The sequence below is a fragment of the Pseudomonas sp. PDM21 genome (assembly GCF_014852505.2).
GTDB lineage: Bacteria > Pseudomonadota > Gammaproteobacteria > Pseudomonadales > Pseudomonadaceae > Pseudomonas.
On sequence record NZ_CM181223.1, the window covers coordinates 3411976 to 3431556 of the forward strand.

Sequence of the window (19581 nt, forward strand, 5' to 3'; positions counted from 1 at the left end):
ACGGAATCGCTGAGCGCGGCTGGGCAGACGCAGATCAGCCGGTCACGGGCAGTGGCGGCGGTTAAGAATCCTCGATCAGTTACTCGCCACGTCAGGCTGCCAGACCGGCACCGCGCGCGCATCCACCGGCTTGGGCAACAGGCCCTGCGCGTAGAAGGCATCGGCGATACGCTGCTGCTCGTCAAGACCATCGGCGCGCACCGGCTGTACGTCGTAGCTGCGGCGGGCGTTGGCCTGCTCGACAGTGGCAACGTCGAGGTTGCCCCACAGTGGGCCGAGTACCTTCGCGGCGTCGGTCGGGTGTTCCTTCACCCAGCGGCCGGTCTTCTGCAGCTCGGCGAAGACCTGCTTGAGCACTTCCGGGTGTGCCTCGGCGTAGGCGGTGGACGCCAGGTAGTAACGCTGGTAGCTGGCCAGACCCTGGCCATCGGCGAGCACGCGGGCACTCTGTTGGCGCTGGGCGCTGGCGACGTAAGGGTCCCAGGTTACCCAGGCATCGATCTTGTGGTTCTCGAAGGCGGCGCGGCCGTCGGCGGGAGTCAGGTACGCCGGCTGGATATCGGAGAATTTCAGGCCGGCCTTCTGCAACGCGGCAATCAGCAGGTAATGGCTGCCTGCGGCCTTGGTGACGGCCACGCGCTTGCCCTTGAGGTCGCCCAGCGTTTTGAGCGGCGAGTCCTGCGGTACCAGTATCGATTGCGCGGTGGGCGAAGGCGTCTCACGGGCGAAGTAAGTCAGTTGCGCGCCGGCGGCCTGGGCAAACACCGGGACGGTGTCGGCGACGTCGGCGGACAGGTCGACGTTGCCGACGTTGAGCGACTCTAGCAGCGGCAGGCCACTGGGGAATTCGTGCCAGGTGACCTTGATACCCTGTTTGGCCAGTTCACGATCCAGGCTGCCCTGCGCCTTGACGATGGTGAGCAGCGTGGAGGACTTCTGGTAGCCGATGCGCAAAGTCTCTTCGGCGTGCGCGCTCAAGGCACCGAACAGGGCGACCGAGGCGCTCAGGCCAACGGCGAAACGGCGCAGGAACAGGTGGCGGGACATGGATACGGCTCCTTGGATTCAGGTTGGCCGCCCGCAATGCGAGGACGGACCACGGGACAGATCAGATACGGGTGGATGCGTCCGGTGGTCCGGTAGACACGAGATTATGGGTATAAAAAACAGAAAATAAATAATCTTTAGTTCTTAACTAATGCCAGGCGACAGCACGCCCGGTCAGTGTGCAACCCGCGGCAGATAAGCAGTCATGCCATCTGCACGCGGGATGCTCCCTGGTTGCGCCCGGTCAGTGGAAGACCCCGGCAAACGAGGTATCGATCACGCTGGAGGTATCGAAAGCCTTGGGCAGCGCACCAGTCTGAAGGAGGAAATCGGCGGTGCCCTGATAATCGGCGGCTGCCTGCTTGTCCACCGGACCGACACTCATCGCCGCCTGGCCGATCCAGTGGCGCGAGACGGACTGGTCGAGATTGGCCTTCTTCGCCCAGATATCGGCGTATTGCTCCTTGTGGGCCTCGACCCAGGTGCGGGCCTTCTGCAGGCGCGCGAGGAAGTCGGCGATCTGCGCGCGCTTGGGATCGATTGAGTCAGCATTGGCGGCAATGCTCGACAGCCCCGGCATCAGGTCGCGGGCGGTGAGGATCGGGCGCGCGCCGGAGAACACGATCTGCTGCGAGATGTACGGTTCCCACACCGGGAAGGCGTCGATGCTGCCGCGCGGGAGTGCGGCGGCGGCATCGATGGGCATCAGTTTGACGAACTCCACGTAGTTACTGGGCAGGCCGGCCTTTTCCAGGGCGCGAAGGGTCAATTGCTGGCTCCAGGCGCCGGGCCAGTAGGCGACCTTCTTGCCCTTGAGATCGGCGATGGTCTTCACCGGCGAATCCTTGGGCACCAGCAGCGCGATGGTGTCGGGGTTCTGCCGCGAGATGCCGATCAGCTTCACTGGCGCACCCTTGGCAGCCAGGAAGATGAAGCCCGAATCGCCGAGGAAGCCCAGGTCCAGCGCGCCGGCCTGCAGGCCCTCGGCGACCGGCGCAGCGGACTGGAAGTGCTTCCAGTCCACCGTGTACGGGGCGCCTTCCAGCACCCCGGAGGCTTCCATGGACGCGCGCACGTTGTAGTAGTTCTGGTCGCCCACCCGCAGGGTCGGCAGGTCGGCGGCGTGCGCCAGCGGAGCGCTCAGCAGCAGCGCGGCCAGGGAGGCGCGCAGACGTTGGGTCAGGGTCATCGAAAAGCTCCTCAGCCGGCGCGCCGCAGTTGCGGCAGGCGGGCGATCTGTTCATGGATGGCGGGAATCAGGCCCTGGCCGTAGCGCACGGCATCGCCGAGCGGGACGAAGCCACGGATCAGGAAGGTGGAAACACCGAGGCGGTAGTACTCGCCCAGCGCAGCGGCAACCTGCTCGGGTGTGCCGACCAGCGCGGTGGAGTTCCAGCGCGCGCCGGTCAATCGGGCGACACCGGTCCACAGGCGGGTGTCGAGCACTTCACCCTGCTGCGCCGCAGCCAGCAGGCGTTGCGATCCGACGTTTTCCGGCTGGTGGTCGTTGAGCGGCAGGCCCAGACGCGTGCGGTTCTCGCGCACCTGTTCGAGTATCTCGGCGGCGCGTTTCCAGGCGGCCTCTTCGGTGTCTGCGACGATGGGCCGGAAGGACACCGAGAAGCGCGGATCACGCCCTTGCGCCCGGGCGGCGGCACGCACGCGACGGATGTGTCCGTCAACGGCAGCCAGTGGTTCGCCCCAGAGCATGTAGGTGTCAGCGTGCCGGGCGGCGACCTTGATCGCCGAGTCTGACGAGCCGCTGAAGTAGATCGGGATGTGCGGCGCCTGCCGAGGGCGTACCGCAGGCGAAGCCCCCTGGAAACGGTAGAACTCGCCGCTGAAATCAACCGGCTCCTCGGCAGTCCAGATCTGCCGCAGGGCCTGCAGGTATTCATCGGTGCGGGCGTAGCGGCGGTCGTGGTCGAGGTAGTCGCCGTCGCGCGCCAGGTCTTCATCGTTACCACCACTGACCACATTGAGGGCCAGGCGGCCATCGCTGAACTGGTCGAGGGTGGCAAGCTGGCGGGCGGCCAGCGGCGGCGCGATCACGCCTGGCCGGTAGGCCAGCAGGATGCCCAGTCGGCGAGTGGCGGCCGCGACGAACGAGCTGACCACCGCGCCCTCGGCGGCATTGCTGAAGTAGCCGACCAGCACACGGTCGAAGCCGGCGTCCTCATGGGCCTGGGCAAAGCGCCGGACGAACTCGGCATCCACCGCATCCCCCAACGGCTGATCCACCTCGGAACTCGGGGTGGCGGTGATCATGCCGAGAATTTCCACGCTCACTGTGTTGCCCTCGCCTGGGCCGCGGCCTGATGCCGGCGGCTTTCGTTATAAGAAAAACGCCTTGTTTGGCGTCTTGCTTAGAAGCTATAGGCAAGTTGTCCATGATGGAAATTCATTTTTGTCATATCCTAATATGCAAAGTGCGCATATTTAGTCTCGACCAAGTTGCGCGCCTCGCTTTCCGCTTCGGATAGGAGCGAGCTTGCTCGCGAACAGAGCCACGACGGCACCATCCGGCTAACACATGAATGAAGGGGGTAGGGACCGTAGGGCGGATAACGCGCCTGCGTTAACCGCCCTACGGGGAGTTGTGATGTCGAGGAGGTTCGCGAGCCAGCTCCCTCCTACAGGGGGTCAGGTTGCAGAGATATCCAGCCCCTGGGCCACCGATGCGCCGAAAAGCTGTGCCGGCGTCTCCAGATTGCCCAGTAGCCGCGGGCGCACCAGCCAGAGCTGGATCAGCGGCTGGAAGTCCTCCAGTTCCAGCACCCGCAGTTGCTCGCGGTAGCGGCTGCGGGCAAGCGCGGGCGCTGGCACCAGGCCGAGCCCCCTGCCCTGCGCCACCAGCCCGAGTTGCAGTTCACTGCCGAAGGTTTCCAGGTTCAGTTGCAGCCCCAGTCCCTGGTCGGCCAGGGCGCGCTGCAAGCCGGCGCGAAAGCCGCATCCGTCCGGATTGAGCACCCAGCCGTGCTGGTAGCACTCGAGCAGGCGCCGGGCCTGCACGTTGCAGTCCTTCGCAACGACCACGCAAAGCTCGACGGGACCCAACGGCGTCGCACCGAGGTCATCGGGGAATACCTTGCTCGGCGGGAACAGCACGACAGCAGCATCCAGCTCGGCATTTTCCATCCGCGCCAGCAGGTGGCTGCCCCAGCCGCTGCTCACCTGAGAGCGCAGCTCAGGGTACTCGTCCGCCAGGCGTCGCAGAGCCTCGAGCAGGACCACGTCACCAATGCTCTGCGGCACCCCCAGACGCAGGACGCCACTGGGCGGTGAGTCGCTGGACACCAGCTCACGCAGGCCGTCCACCTCGCGCAGCACCCGCAGGCACTGTTCGAATACGCGGCGCCCGGCAGAGGTGGGCTTGAGCGGCTTGGTGTTGCGGTCGAGCAGCTCCACCCCGAGAGACTCTTCCAGGCTCTGCACCCGGCGGGTGATGGCCGACTGAGTCAGACCAAGGCTTTCAGCGGCCTGGCTGAGGGAAGCGTTGCGGATCACCGCGACGAAGGCATCGATGTCGTCGATCTTCATGGGCTTGGCACCAATTGCATTTCTTGCATATTAGCTTAGATTCAAAATGCATTTCAGGAATAAAAATACGTTTGCTACCGTAGCGCCAAACCTGACCGGAGTGAAATTTTCCGCATGTCCGTCCCTCTGCGACTTGACCGCCTGCGCCAGTTCATCGGCGACCTCGCGGCCCTCATCGACACCCATCCCGACGAAGCCACGCTGCTCGCCCAGGCGGCTCCGCTGCTGGCCGAGCTGGTGCGCCACGATGACTGGCTGCCCGAGGACTACGCCCGCCCCGATCCACAGCGCTACCAGCAATACCTGCTGCATGCCGACTCGCAGCAACGCTTCTCGGTCGTCAGTTTCGTCTGGGGCCCGGGGCAGCGCACTCCCGTGCACGACCACCGCGTCTGGGGCCTGATCGGCATGTTGCGTGGTGCCGAGTACTCGCAGCCCTTCGCCTTCGCCGCCGACGGCAGCCTGCAGCCCAGCGGCGAAGCGCACCGCCTGGAACCGGGCGAAGTGGAGGCGGTGTCGCCGCGCATCGGCGACATCCACCAGGTGAGCAACGCCTTCGCCGACCAGCCCTCCATCAGCATCCACGTCTACGGCGCCAACATCGGCGCCGTTCGGCGTGCCGTATTCAGCGCCGAAGGCGAAGAAAAACCCTTCATCTCCGGCTATTCCAACAGCCAGTTGCCCAACATCTGGGACCTGTCGAAAGAGAACCCCGCATGAGCCAGATCACCCACCGCTCCTTCCGCGACATCCGCACCGCCCTCCTCGCTCGACAGGAGCTGGCGCTGCTCGACGTGCGTGAGGAAGACCCCTTCGCCCAGGAGCACCCGCTGTTCGCCGCCAACGTGCCGCTGTCCAAGCTTGAGCTGGAGATTCATGCCCGCATACCACGCCGCAACACGCCGGTGACTGTGTATGACGACGGCGAAGGCCTGGCCGAACTGGCCGCGCAACGCCTCCTTGGCCTTGGCTACAGCAACGTCGCGCTGCTCGAAGGCGGCCTGGCCGGCTGGCGCAGTGCTGGTGGCGAGCTATTCAAGGACGTCAACGTGCCGAGCAAATCCTTCGGCGAGCTGGTGGAAGCCGAACGCCACACCCCGTCCCTGGCTGCCGAGGAAGTACAGGCCCTGCTGGATGCCGATGCCGACGTGGTGGTACTGGACGCCCGCCGCTTCGACGAATACCAGACCATGAGCATCCCCAGCGGCATCAGCGTGCCCGGCGCCGAGCTGGTGCTGCGCGTCGCTGAACTGGCACCGGACCCGGCCACCCGCGTCATCGTCAACTGCGCCGGGCGCACCCGCAGCATCATCGGCACCCAGTCGCTGGTGAATGCCGGAATCCCCAACCCGGTCTCGGCGCTGCGCAACGGCACCATTGGCTGGACGCTGGCCGGGCAACAACTGGAGCACGGCCAGGCGCGACGTTTCGCCGAGGTTTCCACCGGCACCCGCCAGTCCGCCGCCCTGCGCGCCCGCTCCGTGGCCGATCGCGCAAAGGTCGCACGCATCGACCTCGACGGCCTGCACCAGTGGCAAGCCGAAGGTGCACGCACTACCTACCTGTTCGACGTGCGCACGCCGGAGGAATACGAAGCCGGTCACCTGCCGGGGTCGCGCTCCACGCCCGGCGGCCAGCTGGTGCAGGAAACCGATCACGTCGCCAGTGTGCGCGGCGCGCGCCTGGTGCTGGTGGACGACGACGGTGTGCGCGCCAACATGAGCGCCTCCTGGCTGGCCCAGATGGGCTGGCAGGTGGCCGTGCTGGACGGCCTGGTCGCCGCCGATTTCAGTGAAAAAGGCGCCTGGGCTGCTCCGCTGCCGCCGACGCCGCAGGCCGAGACCATCACCCCGCAGACCCTGGCCGACTGGCTGCGTGCCCCGGGTACCGCCGTGCTCGACTTCACCGCCAGCGCCAACTACGTGAAGCGCCACATCCCCGGCGCCGCCTGGGCGCTGCGCAGCCAGCTGCAGCAGGCGCTGGCCGGACTCGGTGACGCCGATCGCTACGTACTGACCTGCGGCACCAGCCTGCTGGCACGCTTCGCCGTGGCGGACGTGGCGGCACTGACCGACAAGCCGGTCTTCCTGCTCGATGGCGGCACCACTGCCTGGGTCGCCGCCGGCCAGCCGACCGAAGACGGCGAAAGTCTGCTGGCTGCCCCCCGCATCGATCGCTACCGCCGTCCCTACGAGGGCACCGACAACCCGCGCGAGGCCATGCAGGGCTATCTGGACTGGGAGTTCGGGCTGGTGGAACAACTGGGCCGCGACGGGACCCACGGCTTCTTCGTGATCCAATAGAGCACGCCATCCTCTGGAGAGTCGACGAACCCTGCGCATCAGAAAGCCAGCAACTCGCGCAGGTGCCGATTTATGTTCTGCGGCTTTTCCAGCATCAGTTGGTGGCCGCAGTTCTCCAGCACTTCGAACTGCGAATTGGGCAGACGCTGGTGCAGGGCCTGGGCGCGCTCAGCGGGTGTCAGCCCATCGCTGTCGCCGGAGACGATCCGCACCGGCAACCGTAGGCGATCCAGCTCCGCTTCCGGTAACCAGGAGGCCTGGCTGACCAGCGCCTTGAATACATCGAGGCGGTTGTGGCGGGTCAACTGTTCTTCGTAATCGATCAACTCCGGATTGGCGTCGGCGTGCCAGGCGCGCTCACGAAAACCTTTCGACAGGACGGGCCGGAACCACTCCAGCAGCCACGTCGGCAACGACAGCAGGCCGCCGCGCCCCAGCGGGCGGTTGAGCTGGGTGCCCAGCAACAATGCCGAATCGATCAGTGCGCCCTGCCCCTCGGCCTGCAATGCCAGCAGGCTGCTGACGCTCAGGCCGGTGCCGAAGGAATGCGCGGCGAGGATGTTGCGCTCGCCGGCATAGCGCCGCAGCACCGCCACCTGGTCAGCGACCAGCTCATCCCAGGCATAGTCCGTCGCGCGCCGTGGCTTGTCGCTGGCGCCGTGGCCCAGCAGGTCCCAGGCCACCAGGCTGTAGCCCTCGGTCGCCAGCTCCCGCCATTGTTCGCGCCACTGGTCCTTGTTGCCGCCGCCCCCGTGGGCGAAGAACACCACGGTCTGCGGGTAGCGATGTCCCTTGCTGTGGGCCAGGCTGATGCCCCGTCCGGGGCGGATTTCCACGCGTTCGCCGCGCACCAGCGGCAGCCCTTGCGTCCAGTGTTCAGCCATGTTCTGCAGTCTCCTTGCTGTGGGCCAGGCCCAGATGGTCGCGCAGGGTCTTGCCACTGTAGCGCCGGCGGAACAGGCCGCGATGCTGCAGTTGAGGCACCACCTGCGCGACGAAGTCGTCGAGGCCGCCGGGAAGGTACGGCGGCATGATGTTGAAACCGTCCGCCGCGCCGGACTCGAACCACTCCTGCAGCTGGTCGGCGATATCCACGGCGGTGCCGGCGACCACGCGATGGCCGCGGGCATCGGCGATGCGCTGGTAGAGCTGGCGGATGCTCAGCCCCTCCCGCCGTGCCAGTTCCAGCAGCAGGTGCTGGCGGCTGACGCCGGACTCGGTGGGCGGCAGCTCCGGCAATGGGCCATCCAGCGGCAGTTGGGACAGGTCGAAACCGCCGGCTACGTCCGAGAGCAGCGACAATCCCACCACCGGCTGCACCAGCTCCTGCAACTGTGCGCGGCGCTCTTCGGCCTCCGCGCGGCTGGTGCCGAGGATCGGCAGCACGCCGGGCATCACCTTCAGGGCGCCCGGAGTGCGGCCATGGCGCGCCATCCGCTGTTTGATATCACGGTAGAAAGCCTGCGCACCGGTCATTTCCGGCTGCGCCGTGAAGAGCACTTCCGCGTGCTGCGCCGCCAGCTCCTTGCCTGCTTCCGACGCGCCCGCCAGCACCTGTACCGGCGCCACGCCACGGGCTGTCCAGCGCTCGCGCACGCGCAGGAGGAAGTCCTCCGCCATGCGGTAGCGGCAGGCGTGCTCGAAGTGCCGGTCGCGGCCGAAGTTACCGGCCTCCTCGGCATTGCTCGAGGTCACCAGGTTCCAGCCACTGCGGCCACCACTGAGGGATTCGAGGGTGGCGAAGGTGTCCGCCACGTTCGCCGCATCGTTGTAAGAGGACGTGACGGTGGCCACCAGCCCGATGTGCCGGGTGCTGACGGCCAGATGCGCCAGCAGCGTCAGCGGCTCGAAGTGCTCGGTGCGCGCCATGCGGCTCAGTGCATCCAGCCGGCCGGGCAGCATGGCGAGAGTGTCGGAGAGGAAGATCGCATCGAAGCAGCCACGCTCGGCGGTGCGCGCCAGCGCCTGGTAGTGAGCCACATCCAGTCCGCCAGCAGCGTGCGCACGGGGGTGCCGCCAGCCAGCCAGGTGATGCCCGGTGGCCATGAGGAAAGCGCCCAGCGCCATCTGTCGCGGCGCCGTCATGCGGGCTCCTCCACGCCGCGCAAAGGATGCGCGGCCAGCAGCCGGCGTGTGTAGTCATGTTGCGGCGTGTGCAGCACCTGCTGCGCCTCGCCCAGTTCGACGATGCGACCGCCCTGCATGACCGCGATGCGATCGCACAGGCGCGCTGCTACCTGCAGGTCATGGGTGATGAAGACCAGGCTCAGGCCCAGCTCACGCTGCAGTTTTTCCAGCAGTTCCAGCACCTGCTGCTGCACCAGTGCATCCAGCGCCGACACGCATTCGTCCGCCACCAGCACCTTGGGCTGCAAGGCCAGCGCACGTGCGATGCCAATGCGCTGGCGCTGCCCGCCGGAGAAATCCCGAGGGTAGCGCGCGAACGCGGCTTCCGGCAGGCCGACCTGCTGCAGCAGCTCCCGCGCGCGGCGCTCCGCTTCGGCAACGGGAACACCGTGGGCCAACGGCCCGGCCATGATCTGCCGACCGACACGCTGGCGCGGATTGAGCGAAGCGAACGGGTCCTGGAAGACCATCTGTACCTGCTGGCGTAACGGACGCAGGCGTCGCTGGGACAACGACGCCAGGTCCTGCCCCCGCAGCAGGATCTGCCCGCCGTCCGGGCGCAGCAGGCGTACCATCGCGCGGCCCAGGGTGGTCTTGCCCGAGCCGGACTCACCGACGATGCCCAGGCACTCGCCCGGACGCAGGCTGAACGAGGCGTCGGCCAAGGCGGTAACGCGGCGTCGGCGCCAGAGACCCTGGCGGCTGTCGTAGTGCTTGTGCAGGCTGGCCACTTCCAGCAGCGGCGCAGCGTCCACATCAAAACGACGCGGACCCCGCTCGCCAGGATTCAGCGCCGCCAGCAACTGGCGCGTGTAGGGGTGCTGCGGCGCATCCAGCACCTGGCGCAGCGCGCCATGTTCCACCACGCGGCCCTTTTCCATCACCAGCACACGGTCGGCGATGGCCTCCACCACGGCGAAGTCGTGGGTGATCAGCAGCACTGCCATGCCCTTCTCACGGCGGATGCGCCGCAGCAATTCGAGGACCTGCGCCTGGGTGCTGACGTCCAGCGCCGAGGTCGGCTCGTCGGCGATCAGCAGCGCCGGCTCCAGCGCCAGGGCGATGGCGATCACCACCCGCTGGCGCTGGCCACCCGAGAGCTGGAAGGGATAGGCGTGATAAAGGTTTTCCGGTTCGGGCAGGCCGACGTAGCCGAGCAGGTCGAGCACCCGCTCGCGCCGCTTCGCAGCCTGCGCAACGCCATGGGCACGCAGGCTTTCGTCGATCTGCCGGCCGATGCTCATCAGCGGGTTGAGCGCGCTCATGGGCTCCTGGAAGACCATGGCGATATCCTTGCCGCGCAGCTCGCGCATGCCCTGCTCGCTACGCCCGGCGAGGTCTTCGCCGCGAAAGCGAATGCTGCCCCGCACTGGTTTCAGGTGGGCCGGCAGCAAGCGCAGGATGGCGTTGGCGAGCATCGACTTGCCCGAGCCCGACTCGCCGACCACGCAGAGCACTTCACCGGCCGCCAGGTCGACGGACAGGTCGCTGACCGCACTGGTACGGTCGCCGCCCGCCGGCAGGTCGATGCGCAGGTCGCGAACCTCCAGCAGTTTCTCGCTCATGGGCGCCCTCCCTGGTTTCCAGGCGCCTGCACGGCTTCGCGCAGTGCCTCGCCGACACGCTGCACGGAAAGCACCGTGAGCAGGATCGCCACGCCCGGCAGCAGGCTCATCGAAGGTGCATCGCGCAGCAGATTGCGCGAGGCGTTGATCATGTAGCCCCAGCTCATCGCCTCGGGATCGCCCAGACCGAGGAAGGCCAGCGCGGCTTCGGTCAGGATGGCGGCGGCGAGGATGAAGGTCAGGCTCACCAGCAGCGGCGACAGCGCGTTGGGCAGGATCTGCACGAAGACGATGCGCGCCGGCCGCTGGCCAAGCACCAGCGCCGCCTGGACGAATTCGCGCTGACGCAGGCTCATGAATTCGCTGCGCACCAGCCGCGCCACTGGTGGCCAGGCCACCAGCGCCAGAGCCAGCACCACCGAGCCCACGGAGGGTTCCATCAGCGCCACCAGCACCACCGCCAGTACCAGCTGCGGGATGATCTGGAAGCACTCGGCAATGCGCATCAGCAACTCGTCGATCCAGCCGCCGAAGTAGCCAGCCGTGGCGCCGACCAGCAGGGCCGGCAACAGGGTCGCCAGCGTCGCCAGCAGCCCGACAGTCAGCGAGGTGCGCGCGCCGTAGAGCATTCCGGTGGCGATGTCGCGGCCGAGCATGTCGGTGCCCAGCCAATGGCTGGCGTCATGCAATGGTGGCATCAGCGGCCGCGCCAGCATCTCCCAGGGCGAGGCCGAGCACAGCCACGGCGCGAGGATGGCCGCCGCTGCCAGCAGGATCAGGTAACCGGCAGCGAGCAACGCACCGGGGCGGTAAAACGCACGGCGCAGGCTCATCGCACCTCCCCCGCCGCGCCGATGCGCGGGTCCAGCAGGCGGCAGAGCAGATCGGTGAGGAAGTTGAACGCCACCACCAGGCAGGAGATCACCAGGAACACCCCCAGCAGCAATGCATAGTCGCGCTGGCTGAGCGCGTCATAGAGCAGCCGGCCGATGCCCGGCCAGGCGTAAACCACTTCGATCAGCAGCGCACCGCTGGCGAGCTGGCCAAGCTGCAGGCCAGCGAAGGTCACCACCGGCACCAGCGCATTGCGCAACACATGGGCGAGCAGGATGCGCCCTTCGCCCAGGCCTTTGGCGCGTGCCAGGCGCACATGTTCCTGAGGCAGGATGTCGAGCATGGCGCTACGGGTCAGGTGGACGTACATCGCCAGCGACAGGAAGCTCAGCGACAGGCACGGCAGCAGCAGGTGGCCGAGGCGATCTGCCCACCAGTCCCACCCGCTCAGGTCCGCGCCAACGCTCTGCATGCCGAAGGCCGGCAGCCAGCCCAGCTGCACGGAGAACAGCAGCACCAGCAGCAGCGCCAGCCAGAACGGCGGCGTGGCGAACAGCACCCAGACGGCACGGCCAATGAAACGGTCGAGCCGGCCACTGCCCTGCTGGCTGCGTGCAGCCAGCACACCAAGAGCGACTCCCAGGGTCAGTGACACGGCGAAGGCCGAGCCCATCAGCAGCAACGTCGCCGGCAGGCGCTCGGCGATCAGTTGCCAGACGCTTTCCTGGTTGCGGTAGGAGTAGCCCAGGTCGAGGTGAGCGATCTGCGCAAGGTAGCGCCACAGCTGCACGGGCAGTGGCAGGTCCAGCCCCATCTCGCCGCGCAGCCGGGCGATGTAGTCGGCGTCATCGCTGCCCGCCTCGCCCGCCATCAGCAGCGCAGGGTCGCCCGGCGCGAGGCGAAGCAGCAGGAAGGCACCGACCAGTACCGCGACTATCAGGGCCAGCGCACGCCCCAGGCGCGCGCCGGCGTACAGCAGCACATTCATTGCTTGGCGGGCTCCAGGTAGACCTCGGCGTAACTGTCGTTGAGGCTGGTGGCGCTGCGGATCAGGTTGTGCACGCGCTGCTGGTAGAGCGTGGGGAAGCGCATCTCGAAGATCGGTGCGATCGGCAGGTCATCATTGAGCTTGCGCTCCAGCTCGCCGTATACAGCCTGGCGTCCGGGGCCCTCGGGCGTATTGGCGACGCGCTGCCAGAGTGCGTCAGCGGCGGCATCGCTGTAGCCGGTGATGTTGGCGAAGGGCGAGGTCTTGAGGATGTAGTCGGTGCGGTACAGGTAAGCGGTGGTCAGGTAGGGGTCGCCGATCTGGAAGATGAAGTTGTAGGTCAGGTCGAAATCCCAGTCGCTGGCGCGCTGATACCAGGTGGCGGCGTCGGAGGTCGCGACCTGCACCTTGATGCCCAGTGGTTGCAAAGCCTGCTTGGTGTACTCGGCCAGGCGCTCCCAGGCGCCACCCTTCTCGCCGTTGAGCAGGCGCACGCGCAGCTTGCTGACATCCACGCCGGACTCGGCGATCAGCGCCTTGGCCCTGGCCGGGTCATAGCCGTACTGCGGCAGCTTCGGGTCGTGGAAGGCGCCGAGGAACGGCCCGGCCGCCACGCGACCGGTGCCGAAGAAGATGTTGTCGACGATGAACTGGCGGTTCAGCGAATAGAGGATCGCCTGGCGCACCTTGGGGTTGTCCAGGCCCGGCTTGCGGGTGTTGATTTGCAGGAAGGCCAGCCCCGGATACAGCTCGTAGCCCTTCTCGGATGCCTCGACGCCCGGCAACTGAGACAGGCGCTTGAGGTCGGCGTAATCGGCATCGCCGCTGCGCAGCACCTGTACCTCGCCACGCTCGAAGGCGGCCGCACGGGCAGCGGCATCGGGGATGACGTGGTAGACGATGCCGTCGAGGTACGGCAGGCCCTTGTGCCAGTAATCCGGGTTGCGCGCCAGGCGGATGTACGCCCCGCGCTTCCACTCCTGGAACACGAACGGGCCTGTGCCCACAGGCTTGAGGTTGTACGGGTTGCTGCGGAAGTCGGTGCCGGCGTACAGGTGTTTGGGCACGATGGGCCGCAGGCCGCTGCCCAGCGCCGACAGCAGCGGCGAGAAGGGTTTCTTCAGCTGGAACACCACCTGGTCTGCGCCTTTGGCCTGCACGCTTTGCACGTACTCACCGAAGATGCTCGCCATGCGCTTGTCCACCTCCGGGTAGAAGTCCTGGAAGCTGAACACCACGTCGTCGGCACTGAACGGTTGGCCGTCGTGCCATTTCACGCCGGGCTGCAGGTCGAAGGTGTAAGTCAGGCCGTCCGGCGATACCGTCCAGCTGCGGGCCAGCACCGGCTGCGGCCTGAGGTCGGTGTCGAAGGTGATCAGCCCTTCGAGGATCTTGCCGCCGACGTACTGGGTCGCGACGTGGCTGACCACCGCGTGGGACAGCGACGGCGGCTCGGGCTGCGCCACCAGGTCAAGCTGGCCGCCGCGGGTCGGCTCCGCCACGGCGGCGCCTGCCATGGCCAGGCCGGCCGCCAGCAGGCCGGCAAGCAGCCGGGCGTGACGTGGGCGCCGTGGCGCGAGGCGGAAAGTAGGACTGGGCATGGGAGCTCCTGCAGGATCAGCGCCGTGATTCGGCTTTGCCAGGGGCTTGAGCAAGCGCTGTGCCATGGCCCTGCAGGCCCGCCGCTGCGGGGTTTGCGGCGCCTGGGCGCGAGGCCGCTGGTGCAAATCACACAGTGCCGCCGGCGCATTGCCTGAAAAGCAGCAGCCGCTGCCGCGCAGCCTCACGCACGGCGCGGCCTGCGCGACTGGCACAGGCTTTGCGACTAGCCTGCATCTTCTACTTGGAGCTGCAGCGCATGACCCAGGACTACCTTGGCAACCCCATCGACAGCGAGCGCGCGGACACCCGCCAGGCCATCGACGACTTCACCGGCGGTGTGCTCGCCTACCAGACCCGCGCGGAAAACATCCTCGCCGGCGCTGACGCAGACCCGGCCTCGGTGCTGGCCAACGCCTTCGCCGGCCTGCTGATGATGTTCGCCGAATCACCTCAGGCGCCCAGCCTCGCGGCGCGCTACCTGCAACGGGCCTGGGCCGCCGGCCCCGGCACTCCCCGTGCCGAACGCTACACCGCGCTGCTCGCCGCCTGGAGCGCTGACGATCTGCCCGAGGCATTGCGTCTGAGCGAACTGCTGCTCGATGAGCACCCGCGCGACCTGCTGGCCGCCAAGCTCAACCAGTACTTCGAATTCAACCGCGGCAACTCGCCGGCCATGCTGCGCATCGCCCTGAAGGCCGTGAAAGGCGCCGAGGATGTACCCCAGGCCTACGGCATGCTGGCCTTCGCCTACGAGCAGTGTCACCTGCTGGAGGAAGCCGATGCGGCGGCGCGTTATGCCCTGCAGTTGCTGCCTGGCGAACCCTGGGCGCAACACGCCCTCGCCCACGTGCTGCTGACCCGAGGGAGCATCGAGGAAGGCACACAGTTCCTCGAAAAAGCCAGCGCCGGCTGGCAAGGGCTCAACTCCTTCATGTACACCCACAACTGGTGGCACCTGGCGCTGTTTCATCTGGCGCGGGGTAACCAGCAGCGCGTGCTGGAAATCTACGACCGGCACGTCTGGGGCATCTTCCCCGAGTACTCCCAGGACCAGATCGGCGCGGTCTCGCTGCTGGCTCGCCTGGAGTTCGCCGGCATCGACGTCGGCCCTCGCTGGGAAGCACTGCTGCCCTACCTGCGCGAACGCCGGGCGGATGTCGTGCAGCCTTTCCTCAGCCTGCAATACCTCTACGGTCTGGCCCGCGCCGGGCAGGAAGAAGCCGGTGAATTGCTCGAGGCCCTACGCCAGCAGGCACGCCAGGCACCAGACTTCAGCCGCGCGGTGTGGGCCGACGTGACACTGCCCGCCGCCGAAGGCCTGTACGCCCATGCCCGCGGCGAGTACGCGCTGGCAGCGCGGCGCCTGGGCCAGGCTTTGCCGCGTCTGGGGGAGATCGGCGGCAGCCATGCCCAGCGCGACCTGTTCGCGCTGATCGAACTGGATGCGCAACTGCGCGCCGGGGAATGGCTGGCCGCGCAACAGGCGCTGGAACTGCGGCGTCGCTACGACGCCCTGGACGTGCCCGGCAACCGCCATCTCGAGCGCGTCTATAACGCCCTCGGCCTACCCCAGGAAGCCGCTCGCGCGGCCCGCCGGGTGGACCGCGCGCTGGCCGGGAATCCGTACCTACCCGCCCGCTGAGCGCCCTTGGACGCTCAGCGGGCATGGCCCGCTCCTACAGTGGGCGGGCCAGGTACACGCCACGGGCAATCGCCCGCGCCACGCAGTCGGCAGCCGCCGAGCCGATGCGCGACAGCTCCACCTGACGGCGCTGGCCACTCACCAGTTCGACGTCGCCCGAAGCCATGGCGAACAGGCTGTCGCCATCGAACGGCAGGTGCGCCGGGCGCACCGCGCGGGCGATGCCGTCCTGAGCCATGATCGCCAGGCGCTTGCACTCGGCGGTGGTCAACCGCGCATTGCACGCCACCACCGCCAGCGTGGTGTTGGCGCCGGCCTGCAGGCGGCCCATGGAATCGAGCCGTGAGAGCTCCGGCATCGGCTCGCTGCAGTCCATCCTCTGTGCCGGCACGCGCCCACCGAATTCGCCGCCCTGCTCCCAGGGCCAGGCCCAGAACGTCTCACCGTCGGGCATGTAGACACTGCCGATGGGATTGGCCACCACCAGCGCCCCCACCACCAGACCATCGCCCAGGTCCAGCGAAGCCGAACCCAGGCCGCCGGGCAGCACACCGGCCATGGCACCGCGCCCGGCACCGACTGCGCCCAGGGCGAACTCCACATCCAGGTTGGCCAGCGCCTCGCGGCCAAGTTCACGGTACGGCGGGTCGATACCCCAGCCCTTGTCGCCGCCATTGGCGAGGTCATGCAGCACGGCCGCCGGCACGATGGGAATGGCCGGCGCACCGGCCTTCAGGTGCAGGCCGATATCCAGCGCAGACAGCTCCGCGCTCACGCCATCCGCCGCGCCCAAACCGAACACCGAGCCGCCGGAAAACACCAGCGCATGCAGCTGTCCCACCATGTTCTCCGGCTCCAGCGCAGCGGACTCGCGCCCGCCGGGGCCGCCGCCGCGAATATCGACGCTGGCAGTCCACACGCCGCTCGGGCGCAGCACGGTTACGCCGCTCTGTACGAGTTCATCGGTGGCATGGCCGACCAGTAGGCCGGGGATATCGGTGATCAGGTTGCGCGGGCCGGGTCTGGGCATGCGTCTCTCCAGGCAGATAAGTGAAAACAGCGCCGGAGCAAGGCCTGTGCCAGCACCCCGGCGAAGGCTCGAACCTGCCTGCGTGCCCCTTGCTGCAAATGCAGCATCACGCCACCCGGGACCTGCGCCTCGCCGGCGGCTGGATGAAAAGCAACAGCCTGGATCGGCGCTGCTGCAAACCCAGCAGGGAATTACCAGCGCTACCGGCAAACCACTGAAAGACAAGGCCTTTCCAGACTGGCACAGCGCTTGCCTAGTCACCGCCATGAGCTTGAGCCTGCCTTCCGACTGAACGCGACCAGTCCCTCCCAGCAACAAGCCGTTCGCCAACGCGGCCCCGATGCCGTCGACACGATAACCCGCAGCGGCCACCCAGAAGGGCGCCAGCCGGGAGCAAACCTTGGAGCGTAACCATGACCACAGTCACCCGTGCCCGGAGCGCATCGACCGCCCGCACGCTGTTCACCCACAGCCTTCTGTTCCTCGCCGTTACCCAGGCATTGCCGGCGCTCGCCGCCGATGCCGATGCCAGCGCCAACGGCAGCACCACCGACAACCGCCTGAGCACCGTGGTGGTGGTCGGCAACCGTGGCCAGGCGCGCACCCTGGCCGACAGCCCGGCACCGGTGGACGTCATCTCCAGCAAGCAGCTGGAAGCCACCGGCCAGGGCGACCTGACCCGCGCCCTGAGCCGCGTTCTGCCTTCGCTGAACCTGCCCGCCTCGTCCGGCTTCGGCTCTACCTCCGTGGTCCGCCCGATCAGCCTGCGCGGCCTCAACGGCGACCAGGTGCTGGTGCTGATCAATGGCAAGCGCCGCCACAACAGCGCCCTGCTCAACAACGGCACCTACCTGAACTCCGGCTCGCAGCCGGTGGACCTGGACATGATCCCCACCGCCCTGGTGGACCACGTCGAAGTCCTGCGTGACGGCGCCTCCGCGCAGTACGGTTCCGACGCCATCGGCGGGGTCATCAACGTGGTGCTCAAGCAGACCGACCACGGCGGCCGTCTGGCCAGCACCTACGGCCAGAACTACGAGAACGGTGACGGCGAAACCGCCCGCCAGAGCGGCAACATCGGTTTCGAGCTGGGCAACGAGGGCTTCGTCAACTTCGCCCTGGACTACAAGCACCAGAACGTCTCCGACCGCTCCGACAATGCGCCCTATACCGACTCCGCGGGCAACACCAGCCTGCAGCACACCTACTACGGCACCGGTCTGCCGAAGGTGGAGAACTTCAGCCTGGGCTACAACGCCGAGCTGCCGGTGAATGACGCGCTGACCCTTTACTCCTTCTCCACCTACACCAACCGCGAATCGTCCAAACCGTTGGCGTTCCACCAGCCGGCGAGCTTCAACGGCATCCCGACGCCCTACCCCGAGGGCATCGAGGACAACCTGCGGTTCATCGAGAACGACTTCCAGTTCGCCTTCGGCGGCAAGGGCGAAGCGGCCGGCTGGGACTACGACCTGTCCACCACCTATGGCCAGGACCACGCCCGCGCCACGCTGACCGATACCTACAACCTCAGCTACGGCGCGGACTCGCCGACCAACGTCGACACCGGCGTGAAGACCTTCAGCCAGTGGACCAGCAACCTCGACCTGACCCGCGCCTTCGACCTCGGCCTGGCCAAGCCCACGCAGATTTCCTGGGGCCTGGAGCACCGCTACGAGAACTACAAGATCGGCAAGGGCGAGTACGCCTCCTACGGCTACGGCGACTACCAGTACGGCGCCAACGGCGCGCTGATCGCCCCCGGCACCATCTCCGGCGCCGGCACCACCCCGGCTGACGCCGCCTCCAAGGGCCGCACCAGCTACGCCGGCTACGGCGAGATCGGCCAGGACTTCACCGACAAGTGGCACGTCGACCTCGCCGGGCGCTACGAGCACTACAACGACGGCTCGGGCGTGACCACCAACGGCAAGCTCTCCACCCGTTACCAGCTGACCCCGATCCTGGCCGTGCGCGGCACCGCCAGCACCGGCTTCCGCGCGCCCTCGCTGGCCCAGCAGATCTACAGCTCGACCTCGCAGAGCAGCGTCAACGGCAACCTGATCGACTACCGCAACGTCGCGGTGAGTTCGGATGTGGCCCAGGCTCTCGGCGCGTCCACCCTGAGCCCGGAGAAGTCCACCAACTACAGCGTCGGCCTGACCCTGCAGCCCACCCCGGCCAGCAGCCTGACCATCGACGCCTACCAGATCAAGATCCGCGACCGCATCGCCCAGACCGGCTACCTGGGCGGCACCCAGGCGATCCAGGACATCCTCGCCGGCGCCGGCCTCAACCCCAACCAGTACGTCACCTACTTCACCAACGCACTGGACACCACCACCCGCGGCGTCGACATCGTCGGCGACTACCGCCAGGAGCTGGGCGCCTACGGCAGCATCCGCTACAACGCCGGCTTCAACTGGAACACCACCGAGATCGACAAGATCCACGCCTCCTCCGTGGCCCAGTCCGCCCTCGGCCCGGACGGCGGCTACGACCGCCAGCGCCAGGGCAACCTCAAGCACGGCCAGCCCGAATCGCGCCTGCTGCTGGGCGCCGACTGGAGCATCGGCCAGTTCGACGTGAGCCTGAACCTGACCCGCTACGGCGAGTACACCCAGTACGGCACCGCCGAGGTCTACGACCGCACCTTCGACCCGCAGTGGATCACCGACCTCAATGTCGACTACCACCTGACCCGCAACCTGACCCTCACCGCCGGGGCGAACAACCTGTTCAACGTCTACCCCGACCGCACCAACCTGCCCAGCACCTCCGGCGCCTTCCCGTACGGCAACTTCTCGCCCTACGGCACTACCGGCGGCTACTGGTACACGGGCCTGGCCTACAACTTCTGACCTGGCACAAGCCGGCGGGCGCCCAGACGGCGCCCGCCCGAA

At 67.4% G+C, this 19581-nt stretch carries 15 protein-coding genes; 4 read left to right on the top strand and 11 right to left on the bottom strand.

Going from position 1 to position 19581, the window contains the following annotated elements; translation table 11 throughout:
* Positions 1-75: 75 nt before the first annotated feature.
* From IB275_RS15790 to IB275_RS15805, 4 genes are all read right to left on the bottom strand, one after another.
* Positions 76-1047 (bottom strand): aliphatic sulfonate ABC transporter substrate-binding protein, encoded by a 972-nt coding sequence (locus tag IB275_RS15790; protein ID WP_192295917.1) that lies wholly within the window; start codon positions 1045-1047, stop codon positions 76-78.
* Between the two features lie 244 nt (positions 1048-1291).
* Positions 1292-2236, bottom strand: a complete 945-nt coding sequence (locus tag IB275_RS15795) for an ABC transporter substrate-binding protein (protein WP_192295918.1) — start codon at positions 2234-2236, stop codon at positions 1292-1294.
* Positions 2237-2247: 11 nt separating this feature from the next.
* Entirely contained in the window at positions 2248-3336 is a 1089-nt protein-coding gene (locus tag IB275_RS15800) for an LLM class flavin-dependent oxidoreductase (protein WP_500862559.1), read from the bottom strand.
* Positions 3337-3690: 354 nt separating this feature from the next.
* Positions 3691-4587, bottom strand: a complete 897-nt coding sequence (locus IB275_RS15805; RefSeq protein ID WP_192295920.1) for a LysR family transcriptional regulator — start codon at positions 4585-4587, stop codon at positions 3691-3693.
* A 114-nt stretch (positions 4588-4701) separates the two neighbouring features.
* Between IB275_RS15805 and IB275_RS15810 the strand changes: the two genes are divergently transcribed.
* Together IB275_RS15810 and IB275_RS15815 are read left to right on the top strand one after the other, a co-directional pair.
* Positions 4702-5307, top strand: a complete 606-nt coding sequence (locus tag IB275_RS15810; RefSeq protein WP_192295921.1) for a 3-mercaptopropionate dioxygenase — start codon at positions 4702-4704, stop codon at positions 5305-5307.
* Positions 5304-6890, top strand: a complete 1587-nt coding sequence (locus tag IB275_RS15815; RefSeq protein WP_192295922.1) for a rhodanese-related sulfurtransferase — start codon at positions 5304-5306, stop codon at positions 6888-6890. Before IB275_RS15810 ends, IB275_RS15815 begins: the two co-directional genes overlap by 4 nt.
* A gap of 38 nt (positions 6891-6928) precedes the next feature.
* Here IB275_RS15815 and IB275_RS15820 read toward each other — a convergent pair whose 3' ends face one another.
* From IB275_RS15820 to IB275_RS15845, 6 genes are read right to left on the bottom strand one after another with little or no spacing between them, the layout of a single operon-like run.
* Positions 6929-7774, bottom strand: a complete 846-nt coding sequence (locus IB275_RS15820) for an alpha/beta fold hydrolase (protein WP_192295923.1) — start codon at positions 7772-7774, stop codon at positions 6929-6931.
* Positions 7767-8975 carry an LLM class flavin-dependent oxidoreductase gene (locus IB275_RS15825; protein WP_225607808.1) on the bottom strand — a complete coding sequence of 403 codons (1209 nt, stop codon included), beginning with the start codon at positions 8973-8975 and terminating at the stop codon, positions 7767-7769. Before IB275_RS15825 ends, IB275_RS15820 begins: the two co-directional genes overlap by 8 nt.
* Positions 8972-10582 (bottom strand): ABC transporter ATP-binding protein, encoded by a 1611-nt coding sequence (locus IB275_RS15830; protein WP_192295924.1) that lies wholly within the window; start codon positions 10580-10582, stop codon positions 8972-8974. Before IB275_RS15830 ends, IB275_RS15825 begins: the two co-directional genes overlap by 4 nt.
* The gene (locus IB275_RS15835) at positions 10579-11415 is read right to left on the bottom strand and encodes an ABC transporter permease (RefSeq protein WP_192295925.1); all 837 of its coding nucleotides are present in this window, start codon (positions 11413-11415) and stop codon (positions 10579-10581) included. Before IB275_RS15835 ends, IB275_RS15830 begins: the two co-directional genes overlap by 4 nt.
* The gene (locus IB275_RS15840) at positions 11412-12404 is read right to left on the bottom strand and encodes an ABC transporter permease (RefSeq protein ID WP_045214324.1); all 993 of its coding nucleotides are present in this window, start codon (positions 12402-12404) and stop codon (positions 11412-11414) included. The genes IB275_RS15835 and IB275_RS15840 overlap by 4 nt, the downstream gene beginning before the upstream one ends.
* Positions 12401-13921: an ABC transporter substrate-binding protein gene (locus IB275_RS15845; RefSeq protein ID WP_318652571.1), complete on the bottom strand. Its 1521-nt coding sequence runs from the start codon at positions 13919-13921 to the stop codon at positions 12401-12403. The genes IB275_RS15840 and IB275_RS15845 overlap by 4 nt, the downstream gene beginning before the upstream one ends.
* A gap of 341 nt (positions 13922-14262) precedes the next feature.
* Between IB275_RS15845 and IB275_RS15850 the strand changes: the two genes are divergently transcribed.
* Entirely contained in the window at positions 14263-15648 is a 1386-nt protein-coding gene (locus IB275_RS15850; protein ID WP_192295927.1) for a tetratricopeptide repeat protein, read from the top strand.
* Between the two features lie 34 nt (positions 15649-15682).
* Here IB275_RS15850 and IB275_RS15855 read toward each other — a convergent pair whose 3' ends face one another.
* A complete protein-coding gene (locus tag IB275_RS15855) occupies positions 15683-16678 on the bottom strand; it encodes a P1 family peptidase (protein ID WP_192295928.1) in 996 nt (331 codons plus the stop codon).
* A 413-nt stretch (positions 16679-17091) separates the two neighbouring features.
* Between IB275_RS15855 and IB275_RS15860 the strand changes: the two genes are divergently transcribed.
* Positions 17092-19539 (top strand): TonB-dependent receptor plug domain-containing protein, encoded by a 2448-nt coding sequence (locus IB275_RS15860; RefSeq protein ID WP_192295929.1) that lies wholly within the window; start codon positions 17092-17094, stop codon positions 19537-19539.
* Positions 19540-19581 lie beyond the last annotated feature (42 nt).